The organism is Geodermatophilus sp. SYSU D01105, assembly GCF_054050095.1.
Window position 1 is genome coordinate 16,132 of record NZ_JBJGYR010000005.1, and the last position, 12,203, is coordinate 28,334.

The following is a 12,203-nucleotide window of genomic DNA, read 5'->3' on the forward strand; positions in this document are numbered from 1 at the left end:
AGGCCGGCGCTCAGGGGCGACGGCGGACGGCCGGCTCCGCGGAGGGGGCGCCGAGGGCGCGGGAGATGCCGCGAGCGGTGGCGTTGAGCACCGGGACCAGCGTCTGCGGCTGCGCCGTCCCCGCCGCCACGGTGACCCCCAGCGCGGCGACCACCTCGTCCCCGGCTCCGCGCACCGGCACCGCGACGGCCAGGGCCGGGGACTCGGCGGTCAGCTGGTTCTCCGCGACCGCGACGCCGGTGCGGCGGACCTCGGCGAGCGTGCGGCGCAGCGCGACGGGGTCGACGATGGTCTGTGGCGTGAAGCGCCGCAGCGGACCGCTGAGCACCTGCTCCTGCACCTCCGCCCCGGCGAAGGCCAGCAGCACCTGACCGGTGCCCGTGGCGTGCAGCGGCCACCGCCCCCCGATGCGGCTCATCAGCCGGACCGCTCCCCGCGCGCGCAGCGCCTCCACGTAGACCACGTCGGACCCGTCGCGCACCCCGAGGACGACGTTGGCGCGGGTGGCCTGGTGGAGGTCGTCGACGTAGGGCACGGCCAGTTCCCGCAGCTGCAACCCGTGCGGGGCCAGGGCGCCGAGCTCCAGGAGCCGCAGTCCGATCCCGTAGCGGCCGTCGGGCCCCCGCTCCAGCGCCCCCCACGCCCGGAGCTCGCCCACCAGGCGGTGCGTCGTCGACAGGGCCAGCCCCGACCGCCGGCTGATCTCGCTGAGCGTCAGGGTCGGGTGGGCCGGGCCGAACGCGTCCAGGACGGCCAGCACGCGGCCGGCCGCCGTCGCCGACGCGGTGCTCCGTGCGGCTCCGCGCCCGGGGGTCCCCCCGTCCGCTGTCTGCCCGGCGCGCAGCTGTGTGGTCATGGGTCGAGCATCCCCTGCCGGCGCGCCGGTCAGTGGCGGAGGTCCTCGGTGTAGGGGGCGGCGGTGCGCTCGCGGACGACCTCGGGGGCGACCCCCGGGGCGCACTCGACCAGCCGCAGGGTGCCGTCGACGACGTGGAAGACGGCCAGGTCGGTGTAGATCCGCGTGACGCACCGCTTGCCGGTCAGCGGGAAGGTGCACTCGGGCACGATCTTGGGCCGGCCCGCGCGGTCGACGTGCTCCATCGCGACCCACACCTGCGGCGTGCCGGCGACGAGGTCCATCGCCCCGCCGACGGCGGGGTTCCTGCCCGGCACGTACCAGTTGGCGAGGTCGCCGGCCGCCGACACCTGCAGCGCGCCGAGGATGGTGCAGTCGAGGTGGCCGCCGCGGATGATCGCGAACGACAGCGCCGAGTCGGTGATGGCCGCGCCGCTGGTGAGGGTGATCGGCTGCTTGCCGGCGTCGGTGAGGTCGGGGTCCTCCTCGCCGGGGGCGGCCTCGGCGCCGATGCCCAGGACGCCGTTCTCCGCGTGCAGGACGACCTCCTCGTCCTCGGGGAGGAAGCGGGGGACCAGCAGCGGGATGCCGACCCCGAGGTTGACGACGTAGCCGTCCTGGAGGTCCTCGGCCAGCCGCTGCGCGATGCCCTCGCGGGTGCGCCCGGCCACGGGGGTCGGGGCGGGGACGGTGCCGGTCATCAGGGGGCCTCCCTCGTCGTCGCGGCGGCCGGTTCGTCGACGGCCGGGGCCTTGCCCGTGGAGAGCACGACGTCGTCCACGAACACGCCGGGCAGGTGGACGTCGTCGGGGTGGAGCTCGTCGACCTCGACGAGGTGCTCGACCTCGGCGAACGTCGTCCTCCCGGACATACCCGCCATCGGGTTGAAGTTGCGGGCCGACAGGCGGAACCGCAGGTTCCCCTTCCGGTCGCCCCGGTGCGCCTTGACGAACCCGAAGTCGGCGACGATGCCCTCCTCGAGGACGTGCTCGCGGCCGTTGATCAGCCGGGTCTCCTTGGCCGGCACGTGCTCGGCGACGCCGCCGTCGGGGGAGTAGCGCAGCGTGAAGGAGCCGTCGGAGAGCATCGTGCCCGCGCCGGAGGGCGTGAAGAACGCGGGGATGCCGGCGCCACCGGCGCGCAACCGCTCGGCCAGGGTGCCCTGCGGGACGAGCTCGAGCTCGACCCTGCCGGCGAAGTACTCGTCGTAGAACTCCTGCAGGATCGGGAAGGACGCCGTGACCCGGCGCAGCCGGCCCTCGTGCAGCAGGCGCCCGACCCCCGTGAAGTCGTGACCGACGTTGTTGACGTAGACGTGCAGGTCGCGCTTGTCCAGCGCGCACAGGGCGTCGAGCAGCCCGTCGGGGCGGCCGGAGCTGCCGAAGCCGCCCACCGCGATGGAGGCACCCGAGGGCACGGCGTCCACCACGGACAGGACGTCCTCGCGGAACTTGTCGATCACGGGCGGTCCTCTCCGGGGACGGGGTCGGCCGAGTCCAGCAGGCCGTGCCTCGCCCGAGCAGCGTCCCTTCCGCCTGGCGGGAGGATGGCCCCGTCCGTCGGGCCGCCCCGAACCGTCGGTGGGCGGGTGCAGGGTGCGCTCGTGGACTACACCCCTCCCGACCTGTCCGCCACCGTCGCCCTCGTCGCCGGCGCCACCCGCGGCGCCGGACGGGGGACGGCCGTCGCCCTGGGCGCGGCCGGGGCCACGGTCTGGTGCACCGGGCGCAGCACCGCCGGACGCCGCTCGGAGTACGACCGGCCCGAGACGATCGAGGAGACCGCCGGGCTGGTCACCGCCGCCGGTGGCCGCGGCATCCCGGCCGTCTGCGACCACCTCGACCCGGCGCAGGTGGCCGCGCTGGTGGAGCGCATCGACGCCGAGTCCGGCCGTCTCGACGTCCTGGTCAACGACGTCTGGGGCGGCGAGACGCTGTTCGAGTGGGACGTGCCGCTGTGGGAGCACGACCTCGACCGTGGCCTGCGGCTGCTCCGGCTGGGCGTGGAGACCCACCTGGTCACCAGCGCGCTCGCGCTGCCGCTGCTCGTCCGCCGGCCCGGTGGTCTGGTCGTGGAGATGACCGACGGGACGGCGGAGTACAACGCGCGCACGTTCCGGGTGAACGCCTTCTACGACCTGGCCAAGTGGTCGGTGCTGCGGCTGGCGTTCTCCCAGGCGCACGACCTGCGGCCCCACGGCGGGACGGCGGTGGCGCTGACCCCCGGCTGGCTGCGCTCGGAGATGATGCTCGACGGGTTCGGCGTCACCGAGGCCACCTGGCGCGACGCCACCGCCGAGCACCCGCACTTCTGCATCTCGGAGAGCCCCGCCTTCGTCGGCCGGGCGGTCGCCGCGCTCGCCGCCGACCCCGACCGCGCCCGGTGGTCGGGCCGGTCGACCTCCAGTGGGGAACTGGCCCGCGTCTACGGCTTCCCCGACGTCGACGGCACCCAGCCCGACGCGTGGCGCTACGTCGTGGAGGTGCAGGACACCGGCCGCCCCGCCGGTGACGCGGGCTACAGATGACGCCTCACTAACCTGGGAGCGTGCCGAAGCTGCAGCTGCTCCCCGCCGTCGACGTCGCCGACGGCCAGGCCGTCCGTCTCGTGCAGGGGGAGGCGGGCAGCGAGACCGGGTACGGGGAGCCGCTGGAGGCCGCCCTGCAGTGGCAGCGGGACGGCGCGGAGTGGGTGCACCTGGTCGACCTCGACGCCGCCTTCGGCCGCGGCAGCAACCGCGAGCTGCTCGCCCGGGTCGTCGGGGAGCTCGACGTCGACGTCGAGCTCTCCGGGGGCATCCGGGACGACGAGTCGCTGGCCGCCGCGCTGGCCACCGGCTGCCGCCGGGTCAACCTCGGCACCGCCGCGCTGGAGTCGCCCGAGTGGTGTGCCCGTGCCATCGCCGAGCACGGCGACCGGATCGCCGTCGGCCTGGACGTGCGCGGCACCCGGCTGGCCGCCCGCGGCTGGACCCGCGAGGGCGGCGAGCTCTACGAGACCCTCGCCCGCCTGGACGCCGAGGGCTGCGCCCGCTACGTCGTCACCGACATCACCAAGGACGGCACGCTGCGCGGCCCCAACCTCGAACTGCTGCGCGAGGTGTGCGCCGCGACGCCGCGCCCGGTGGTCGCCTCCGGCGGGGTCAGCTCGCTCGACGACATCCGCGCGCTGGCCGGCCTGACCGCGGTCGGCGTCGAGGGCGCGATCGTCGGCAAGGCCCTCTACGCCGGCGCGTTCACCCTGCCCGAGGCGCTGCGGGTCACCGAGGAGCTGGCATGAGCCTCCTCCGGTTCGGCTCCGACGCCCCGTGGGAGGCCGTGGTCGGCTACAGCCGGGTCGTCGTCCACGGCGACATGGCCTGGGTGAGCGGGACGACCGCGACCGTCGACGGCGCGGTGGTGCACCCCGGTGACGCCGCCGGGCAGACCCGCCAGGCGCTGGCCAACCTCGCCGACGCCCTGGAGCGCGCCGGGTTCACCGTCGCCGACGTCGTCCGCACCCGCATGTACGTCACCGACATCTCCCGCTGGGAGGAGGTCGGCCGCGCCCACGGCGAGGTGTTCGGCGACATCCGGCCGGCGACCTCGATGGTGCAGGTGGCCGCCCTGATCGACCCCGCGATGCTGGTGGAGATCGAGGCCGACGCCGTCCGGAAGGCGGGCGCGTGAGCCTCGCGGTGCGCGTCATCCCGTGCCTGGACGTCGACGCCGGCCGGGTGGTCAAGGGCGTCAACTTCGTCGACCTGCGCGACGCCGGCGACCCGGTCGAGATGGCCCGGGTCTACGACGCCGAGGGCGCCGACGAGCTGACCTTCCTCGACATCACGGCCAGCTCCGGCGACCGGGAGACCACCTACGACGTCGTCCGCCGGACGGCGGAGAGCGTGTTCATCCCGCTGACCGTCGGCGGCGGGGTGCGCAGCGTGGAGGACGTCGACCGGCTGCTGCGCGCCGGGGCGGACAAGGTCGCGGTCAACACCGCCGCCGTCGCCCGCCCGGAGGTGATCAGCGAGATCACCGACCGGTTCGGCAACCAGGTGCTGGTGCTCTCCCTCGACGCCCGCCGCTGCCGCGACGGCGCGCGGACCGACTCCGGCTTCGAGATCACCACGCACGGCGGGCGCCGCGGCACCGGCCGGGACGCCGTCGAGTGGGTGGTGCAGGCCGCCGAGCTCGGCGTCGGCGAGGTGCTGCTCAACTCCATGGACGCCGACGGCACCCAGGCCGGCTTCGACCTCGAGCTGATCCGGGCGGTGCGCCGCGAGGTCACCGTGCCGCTGATCGCCAGCGGGGGAGCGGGCGAACCGGAGCACTTCCCGCCCGCCGTCGAGGCCGGTGCCGACGCGGTCCTCGCCGCCAGCGTCTTCCACTTCGGCAAGCTGCGGATCGGCGAGGTCAAGACCGCGCTGCACCACGCCGGCGTCCCGGTGCGGCGGGAGACAGACCACCCGATCGCCTGACCGCGGCGGTCGGCCCGACCGCGTGACCGGTGCGAGCCCGGCGGTGGCGCCCGGGACGTAGGACCATCTCCGGGGCCGCGTCGCGGTGGGAACCTGAGGACCCCGTTCCGCTCTCCGCAGGAGACAGCGATGGCCACTCCCACCGTGCAGTCCGGCATCCGCGGCTTCCGGGGTGAGGTGCTACGTCCCGGGAACCCCGGCTACGACGACGCCCGGCACGTCTTCAACGGCATGGTCGACCGCTCGCCCGCCCTGATCGCCCGGTGCACCGGCACCGACGACGTGGTGGCCGCGGTGGTGCACGCGCGCGACGCCGGCCTGCCCCTGGCGGTGCACGGCGGCGGGCACGGCGTCGTGGGCCACGCAGTGTGCGACGCCGGGCTCATGCTCGACCTGCGGCCGATGAACCGCGTGCAGGTCCGCGTGTCCGACCGTTGGGTCAGCGCCGAGGGCGGCGCCACCTGGGCGCAGTTCGACGCGGCCACGCAGGAGCACGGACTGGCGGTGACCGGCGGGCGGGTGTCCTCGACCGGGGTCGGCGGCCTCACGCTCGGCAGCGGCAGCGGCTGGGTGGAGCGCACGTTCGGCTACACGTGCGACAGCCTGGTCGGCGCCCAGGTCGTGACGGCGGCCGGCGAGGTCCTCGAGGTGGACGCCGACCACGAACCCGACCTGTTCTGGGCACTCCGGGGTGGCGGCGGCAACTTCGGCGTGGTCACCCGGTTCGACTTCCGCGCGCACCGGCTGGGCCCGGTGATCCTCGGCGGCATGCTCCTGTACCGGCACGAGGACGCCGTCGACGTCATCCGGCACTACCGCGAGTTCATCGCCGAGGCGCCGGACGAGGTCGGCGGTGGGGCGGCTCTCCTCTCCGCCCCGCCGGAGCCGTTCGTGCCCGAGGCGGCCCGGGGTCGTCCCGCGGTGGGGGTGATCGTGGTCCACACCGGCGACGTGGAGGAGGCGCGGAGTGTCCTGCGGCCGCTCCTGGAGCACGGCGCGCCGGTGGTCACCATGGTGCAGCCGATGCCGTACACGGCGATCCAGCGGATGCTCGACGCGGCCTATCCCGCAGGCATGCGCAACTGGTGGACGGCGGACTTCCTGCGGGAGCTGCCCGACGAGGCGATCGAGGCAGCCGCGACGCGGACGGCCGAGGTGCCCTCCCCGCTGACCCAGGTCATCCTGGTCCCCGGTGGCGGTGCGCCGGCACGGGTCCCGCGGGAGGCGACGGCGTTCGACCTGCGGGACGCGCCGTGGAACGTCCACTTCCTGAGCATGTGGCCCGACCCGGCTGACGACGAGCGGAACATCGCCTGGACCCGCGAGCTCTCCGGGGCGCTGAAGCCGTACGCAGCCGCCGGCGCCTACCTCAACTTCCTGGGCGACGAGGGCCCCGACCGGGTCCGTGCCGCCTTCGGGCCGGAGAAGTACGCCCGCCTGGTCGCTCTCAAGGACCGCTACGACCCGGACAACCTGTTCTGCCTCAACCAGAACATCGTCCCGTCCGGTCGGGTCCCGCGGCCCCGCGCGCGATGACGTGGGCCGGGCTCAGGACGGCGTGACCCGGGCGACGTCCTCCCGGCCGGCGGCCCACAACAGCAGCTCCAGCGACTCGCCGGCCACCGTGGTCCCCCCGGCGCCCGCCCGGTGCTCGGCGCCGGTGTCGGTGCGCCGGAGCACCACGCCGCCGGGCCGACGGCGGGCGAAGAAGGTCGCCGCGCGCCACAGCTGGTCGGCGTCGGTCCGCGGCAGGGAGCGCGGGGCCCAGCCCGGTTGCGCCCTGCGGACGTCCTCGTGGTGGATGGCGAACTCGGCGCCGTTGACGGCGTCGCCGACGACCGGCCAGCCCATCGGCGACCACACCGGCGCCCCGGCCCGGACCTTCGCCACCAGCTCCGGGTAGGGGGTCGAGGCCCGCACCCGGTCCTCCAGCCGGTGCGACCAGGCGGTCAGGGGCCGGGCGACCCCGAGCTGCTCCACGCCGAAGCCGGGGAGGGCGTCGGGGCGCCGGTCGCGCACCACCAGGTGCGCGGCCAGGTGCCGCGTGGTCCACCCCGCGCAGCAGGTCGGCGCGTCCGGTCCGAGTTCCTCGAGGAGGTCGGCGAGGGCGGCGCGCTCGCGGGCGGCCAGCGGCCGGGAAGAGGCGGTCACCGTCCGGGGTTACCGGTCAGGCGGGTCCGGGAAACCGGAGGTGTCCGTTAGCGACTCTAAGTAGCATCGAGGTCACCGCCCCCGCCGCCGAGAAGAGGAGAGCTGTGCCCCGCCGCCGAGACGCCGTGGTCCGGCGAGGGATGCGCCACGTCGGGCGCGCGATCGCCGAGCAGCCCGGCATGTTCACGCTGGCCTTCCTGGCCAGCAGCCTCTACGGCGGCATGACCGTCGCCAGCGCCTACGTCATCGGCGAGGTCACCGAGCGGGTGGTCCTCCCCGCCTTCGCCGACGGCGCGACCACCGCGGCCGCGCTCACCCTCGCCTCGGTCGCCATCCTCGCCGTCGCCGTCCTGAAGATCCTCGGCATCCTCGGGCGGCGCCTGTTCGCCGGGATCATGGGCTACCGGCTGCAGGCCGACTACCGCCGCCGGGTCACCGGCCAGTACCTGCGGCTGCCGCTGTCGTGGCACCAGCGCCACCCGACCGGCCAGCTGCTGTCCAACGCCAACTCCGACGTCGAGGCCGCCTGGTTCTTCGTCGCGCCGCTGCCCTTCGCCTGCGGCGCGGTCGTGATGATCGGCATCACCGTCGTCGCGCTCGTGGCCACCGACCCGTGGCTCGCGCTGGTCGGCCTGGTCGTCTTCCCGCTGGTCTTCGCGGTCAACGCCGTCTACTCCCAGGTGATGAGCCCGCGGATGGCCCGGGCCCAGCAGCTGCGCGCCGAGGTCAGCGAGATCGCGCACGAGAGCTTCGACGCCGCCCTGGTGGTCAAGACCCTGGGCCGGGAGGACGTCGAGACCGCCCGCTTCACCGCCCGCGCCGAGGAGCTGCGCGACGGGCTGGTCGCCGTCGGGCGGGTGCGCGGGCTGTTCGACCCGCTCATGGAGGCCCTGCCCAACCTGGGCACCCTCGCGGTGCTGCTCATCGGCGCCGGCCGCGTGGCCGACGGCGCGGCCGACGCCGGGGACCTGGTCTCCATCGCCTACCTGTTCACCCTGCTCGCGCTGCCGATCCGCGCGATCGGCTGGGTGCTCGCCGACCTGCCGCGCGCGCTGGCCGGCTTCGACCGGGTGACCCCGGTCCTGGACGCCACCGGGGAGACCCCGCACGGCGACGACGCGGCCCCGGCCGGTGCGGGGGGCGCGGCCCTGGCGCTGCGGGACGTCGGGTTCGGCTTCGACGGCGCCGAGCGGCCCACACTCTCGGGCATCACCTTCGACGTGGCGGCCGGGAGCACCGTCGCCGTCGTCGGGCCGACCGGCTCGGGCAAGTCGACACTCGCCGGCCTGCTGGTGCGGCTGGTCGACCCCGGCACCGGCGCCGTCCTGCTCGACGGGGTGGACCTGCGCGCCCTGCGCGAGGGGGAGGTCAGCGCCGCGGCGGCGTTCGTGCCGCAGGGCACCTTCCTGTTCGACGACACCGTCCGCGGCAACGTCACCCTCGGCGCCGACCTCACCGACGACGAGTTGTGGGCGGCGCTGCGGGTGGCCGCCGCCGACGAGTTCGTGCGGTGGCTGCCCGACGGGCTCGACACCCGGGTCGGCGAGCGCGGCGCGACCCTGTCCGGTGGGCAGCGGCAGCGGATCGCGCTGGCCCGCGCGGTGGTCCGCCAGCCCCGCCTGCTGGTCCTCGACGACGCCACGAGCGCGGTCGACCCGGCCGTGGAGGCCCGCATCCTCGACGCGCTGCGCGCCGCCGACCACCCCTCCACGGTGGTGGTGGTCGCCTACCGGCAGGCCACGATCGCGCTGGCCGACGAGGTCGTCTGGCTGGAGAACGGCCGGGTGCTCGCCCGCGGCAGCCACGAGGAGCTGCTCGCGTCGGTGCCGGGCTACGCCGCGCTGGTGCGCGCCTACGCGCAGACGGAGGTGGCGGCATGAGCACCGTCGTCGCCGAGCACCGCGAGGAGGGCGCGTTCGCGACCCTGCGCCGGGGCCTGCGGATGATGCCCGAGTTCCGCCGCGGGCTGCCGGCCACCTTCGCCCTCGCGCTGGTCGCCACGGCCGGGCGGGTGGTCGTGCCGATCGCCGTCCAGCAGGTGATCGACCGCGGCCTGTCCGGCCCCGGCGGCCCCGACCTCGACCTGGTGCGCGACCTGGTGCTGGTGTGCGCCGCCGTCGTGGTGGTCACCGCCGTCGCGGTCTACCGGATGAACGTCCGGCTGTTCCGGACGACGGAGACCGCGCTGGCCGGGCTGCGGGCGCGGGCCTTCCGCCACGTCCACGACCTCTCCGTGCTGCACCAGCAGGGGCAGCGGCGGGGATCGCTGGTCTCCCGGGTCACCAGCGACGTCGACCAGCTCTCCACGTTCATGCAGTGGGGCGGCGTGCTCGGCGTGGTCAGCCTGGGCCAGCTGCTGGTCGCCACCGTCGTCATGGCCGTCTACTCATGGCAGCTCACGCTGCTGGTGCTGGTCTGCTTCGTGCCGCTGGGCTTCGCCGTCCGCTTCTTCGCCCAGCGCCTGGCCGTGGTCTACGGCGTGGTCCGGGAGCGGGTGGGCGACGTGCTGGCCGCCGTCTCCGAGTCGGTCGTCGGTGCCCCCACCGTGCGGGCCTACGGCATCCGCCACCGCACCGCCGCCCGCATCGACCGCGCCATCGCCCGGCACTACCGCGCCCAGGTCCGCGCGCAGCAGACCACCGCCGCGGTGTTCGTCACCGGTGAGTTCGTCGCCGCGGTCGCCAACGCCGCGGTGGTCGTCGTCGGCGTCCTGCTCGGCATCGGTGGCGACCTGACCGCCGGCACGCTGGTGGCCTTCCTGTTCCTGGTGACGCTGTTCGTGGCGCCGGTGCAGACGGCCAGCGAGGTGCTCAACGAGGCGCAGAACGCGGTCGCCGGCTTCCGCCGTGTCCTCGACGTGCTCGAGACCGAGCCCGACGTCCGCGACCCCGCGGTCAGCGACCCCGCGGGCGCCCGGCTGCTGCCTCCGGGGCCGCTGGGTGTGCGGTTCGAGCACGTCACCTTCCGCTACGCGCCGGAGGCCCGCCCCGCGCTCGACGACGTCGACCTGGCGATCGCCCCCCGCCGCCGGGTGGCGATCGTGGGCGAGACCGGCTCGGGGAAGACGACCTTCGCCAAGCTGGTCACCCGGCTGATGGACCCGACCGAGGGCCGGGTGCTGCTGGGCGGCGTCCCCCTGGACGAGGTCTCCTTCGCGTCGCTGCGGCAGCGGGTGGTCATGGTGCCGCAGGACGGGTTCCTGTTCGACGCGACCGTCGCCGACAACGTGCGCTACGGCCGGCCCGGCCAGTCCGACGACGACGTGCGGGCCGCCTTCGACGAGCTGGGCCTGGGCGACTGGGTCTCCGGCCTGCCCGGCGGGGTGGCGACGCCGGTCGGACAGCGGGGGGAGTCGCTGTCGGCCGGCGAGCGGCAGCTGGTCGCCGTCGCCCGCGCCTACGTCGCCGACCCCGACCTGCTGGTCCTCGACGAGGCCACCAGTGCCGTGGACCCGGCCACCGAGCGGCGGCTCACCCACGCCCTCGACACCCTCACCGAGGGCCGGACGACGCTCACGATCGCGCACCGGCTGTCCACCGCCGAGCGGGCCGACGAGGTGCTGGTGGTCGACGCCGGCCGGGTGGTCCAGCGCGGTACGCACGCCGAGCTGGTCGACGCCGAGGGCCCCTACGCCCGGCTGCACGCCTCCTGGCGACGCTCGTCGACGGGGGAGCCGCAGCCGGCCGGCTGAGGTCGCGGCCGCCGGGCCACCGGGACCGGCCGCGGCGTCCTAGCCTGCGCAGCGTGTCCTCCCATCCCGCCCGGGCGGGCGGCGTCCCTCCGTCGGACCCGCGGACGCCCGGGCTCGCCCTCGCCGCCGGCGTCCTCGGCATCCTCGGTGCGGTGCCGCTCCTCTTCGTCGCCGTCTTCGCCGTCGCGCTGGGCGGGCTGTCGGCCGACAGCGGCCCCGACCCGTGGACCTACCTGCTCCTGCTCGCCCCGGTGGTCCAGCTGGCCGGCGCGCTGTGGCTGCTGCTGCGCCGGGGCTGGCTGCCGCTGGTGCTGTCGGTCCTGCCGGTGGCCGTGCTCACCGGCGCGGTCGTCGTGGCCGCGACCCGGGAGGACGCCGGGAGCCCGGCGTGGCCGCTGATGCTGGTGGCCCTGCCCGTGCTGGCGGCGGCGCTGGCGCTCACGCCGCGGGTCCGCCGGTGGACTGCGGGGAGATCCCGGCGCGCCTCCGCGGCGCCCGGCTGACGCCCAGCTCGCCCTCCTACGCTGCGGACATGGCGTCGTCCTCCTCGCGCAGCCGGGCGGCGGTCCGGCGCTCGCCCCGCCCGGCCCCGCGTCCCGCGCCGGTCCGGACGTCGGCGGCGCCGGTGGAGCGCCCGCTGCTCGCGCCCTTCGCCGCCGTGTTCGGGGTGCTGGTGGCCGCCGAGGACGTCTACCTGTCCTACCTGCTGTGGGCACCCGACCGCGGCTGGCACTGGTACGTGCTGGCGCCGCTGGTGCTCGCGGTCTGGGCGGTCGCCGGCGCGGTGGCGGTGTGGCTCGGGCGGAGGCGCGGGTGGCTGGTCCTCGCCGGCGCCGCGGTGCCGCCGCTGCTCGCGCTGATCGGGCTCGTCGTCGTCTTCGGGCTGCTGGGCGGCGGCTCGGCGATGTGGTGGGCGGTGCTGCTGCTGGCCGGCCCGATCGGCTGCCTGGCGCTGACCCTCCGCCGCCCGATCCGGGAGTGGACCCGCCCCGGCCGGGCGACGCGACCGCCCGAGCGGCCGCGTCGGGCAGCCCGCGCCCGCTAGC

Annotated in this window: 13 protein-coding genes; 9 read left to right on the top strand and 4 right to left on the bottom strand. The window is 75.7% G+C overall.

The window, feature by feature from the left end; genetic code table 11:
* Positions 1 to 10: 10 nt before the first annotated feature.
* Genes ACI79I_RS05780 through ACI79I_RS05790 form a run of 3 tightly spaced genes read right to left on the bottom strand, consistent with a single transcriptional unit; the run spans position 11 to position 2,318 of the window.
* Positions 11 to 856 (bottom strand): IclR family transcriptional regulator, encoded by an 846-nt coding sequence (locus tag ACI79I_RS05780; protein WP_456991334.1) that lies wholly within the window; start codon positions 854 to 856, stop codon positions 11 to 13.
* A 29-nt stretch (positions 857 to 885) separates the two neighbouring features.
* Positions 886 to 1,557 carry a 3-oxoacid CoA-transferase subunit B gene (locus ACI79I_RS05785; RefSeq protein WP_456991335.1) on the bottom strand — a complete coding sequence of 224 codons (672 nt, stop codon included), beginning with the start codon at positions 1,555 to 1,557 and terminating at the stop codon, positions 886 to 888.
* Positions 1,557 to 2,318, bottom strand: a complete 762-nt coding sequence (locus tag ACI79I_RS05790; RefSeq protein ID WP_456991337.1) for a CoA transferase subunit A — start codon at positions 2,316 to 2,318, stop codon at positions 1,557 to 1,559. Before ACI79I_RS05790 ends, ACI79I_RS05785 begins: the two co-directional genes overlap by 1 nt.
* A gap of 141 nt (positions 2,319 to 2,459) precedes the next feature.
* Here ACI79I_RS05790 and ACI79I_RS05795 point away from each other — a divergent pair, with 141 nt between their 5' ends.
* The 5 genes from ACI79I_RS05795 (at position 2,460) to ACI79I_RS05815 (ending at position 6,851) form a co-directional block, all read left to right on the top strand.
* Positions 2,460 to 3,383, top strand: coding sequence for an SDR family oxidoreductase (locus ACI79I_RS05795; RefSeq protein WP_456991338.1), 924 nt, complete (start codon positions 2,460 to 2,462; stop codon positions 3,381 to 3,383).
* A 20-nt stretch (positions 3,384 to 3,403) separates the two neighbouring features.
* Positions 3,404 to 4,135 (top strand): bifunctional 1-(5-phosphoribosyl)-5-((5-phosphoribosylamino)methylideneamino)imidazole-4-carboxamide isomerase/phosphoribosylanthranilate isomerase PriA, encoded by a 732-nt coding sequence (gene priA, locus ACI79I_RS05800; RefSeq protein WP_456991339.1) that lies wholly within the window; start codon positions 3,404 to 3,406, stop codon positions 4,133 to 4,135.
* Positions 4,132 to 4,524, top strand: a complete 393-nt coding sequence (locus tag ACI79I_RS05805) for a RidA family protein (RefSeq protein WP_456991340.1) — start codon at positions 4,132 to 4,134, stop codon at positions 4,522 to 4,524. The genes priA and ACI79I_RS05805 overlap by 4 nt, the downstream gene beginning before the upstream one ends.
* The gene (gene hisF / locus ACI79I_RS05810) at positions 4,521 to 5,315 is read left to right on the top strand and encodes an imidazole glycerol phosphate synthase subunit HisF (RefSeq protein WP_456991341.1); all 795 of its coding nucleotides are present in this window, start codon (positions 4,521 to 4,523) and stop codon (positions 5,313 to 5,315) included. The genes ACI79I_RS05805 and hisF overlap by 4 nt, the downstream gene beginning before the upstream one ends.
* Positions 5,316 to 5,444: 129 nt before the next feature.
* A complete protein-coding gene (locus ACI79I_RS05815) occupies positions 5,445 to 6,851 on the top strand; it encodes an FAD-binding oxidoreductase (RefSeq protein ID WP_456991342.1) in 1,407 nt (468 codons plus the stop codon).
* 12 nt (positions 6,852 to 6,863) lie between these two features.
* On the opposite strand, the gene ACI79I_RS05820 is transcribed toward ACI79I_RS05815, so the two are convergent.
* Positions 6,864 to 7,466 carry a TIGR03085 family metal-binding protein gene (locus tag ACI79I_RS05820; RefSeq protein ID WP_456991343.1) on the bottom strand — a complete coding sequence of 201 codons (603 nt, stop codon included), beginning with the start codon at positions 7,464 to 7,466 and terminating at the stop codon, positions 6,864 to 6,866.
* Between the two features lie 104 nt (positions 7,467 to 7,570).
* Here ACI79I_RS05820 and ACI79I_RS05825 point away from each other — a divergent pair, with 104 nt between their 5' ends.
* The 4 genes from ACI79I_RS05825 to ACI79I_RS05840 are packed head-to-tail and all read left to right on the top strand — an operon-like array spanning position 7,571 to position 12,202.
* On the top strand, positions 7,571 to 9,346 hold the full coding sequence (locus ACI79I_RS05825; protein ID WP_456991344.1) for an ABC transporter ATP-binding protein: 1,776 nt from the start codon (positions 7,571 to 7,573) through the stop codon (positions 9,344 to 9,346).
* Entirely contained in the window at positions 9,343 to 11,157 is a 1,815-nt protein-coding gene (locus ACI79I_RS05830) for an ABC transporter ATP-binding protein (RefSeq protein WP_456991345.1), read from the top strand. The genes ACI79I_RS05825 and ACI79I_RS05830 overlap by 4 nt, the downstream gene beginning before the upstream one ends.
* 53 nt (positions 11,158 to 11,210) lie before the next feature.
* On the top strand, positions 11,211 to 11,660 hold the full coding sequence (locus ACI79I_RS05835) for a hypothetical protein (RefSeq protein WP_456991346.1): 450 nt from the start codon (positions 11,211 to 11,213) through the stop codon (positions 11,658 to 11,660).
* A gap of 29 nt (positions 11,661 to 11,689) precedes the next feature.
* Positions 11,690 to 12,202 carry a hypothetical protein gene (locus ACI79I_RS05840; protein ID WP_456991347.1) on the top strand — a complete coding sequence of 171 codons (513 nt, stop codon included), beginning with the start codon at positions 11,690 to 11,692 and terminating at the stop codon, positions 12,200 to 12,202.
* Position 12,203 lies beyond the last annotated feature (1 nt).

Excerpts from the sequence above, each read along its gene's own strand:
- ACI79I_RS05815 (WP_456991342.1), top strand. The coding sequence starts at position 5,445 with ATGGCCACTCCCACCGTGCAGTCCGGCATCCGCGGCTTCCGGGGTGAG.
- ACI79I_RS05840 (WP_456991347.1), top strand. The coding sequence starts at position 11,690 with ATGGCGTCGTCCTCCTCGCGCAGCCGGGCGGCGGTCCGGCGCTCGCCC.
- ACI79I_RS05785 (WP_456991335.1), bottom strand. The coding sequence starts at position 1,557 with ATGACCGGCACCGTCCCCGCCCCGACCCCCGTGGCCGGGCGCACCCGC.
- ACI79I_RS05780 (WP_456991334.1), bottom strand. The coding sequence starts at position 856 with ATGACCACACAGCTGCGCGCCGGGCAGACAGCGGACGGGGGGACCCCC.
- ACI79I_RS05830 (WP_456991345.1), top strand. The coding sequence starts at position 9,343 with ATGAGCACCGTCGTCGCCGAGCACCGCGAGGAGGGCGCGTTCGCGACC.
- ACI79I_RS05805 (WP_456991340.1), top strand. The coding sequence starts at position 4,132 with ATGAGCCTCCTCCGGTTCGGCTCCGACGCCCCGTGGGAGGCCGTGGTC.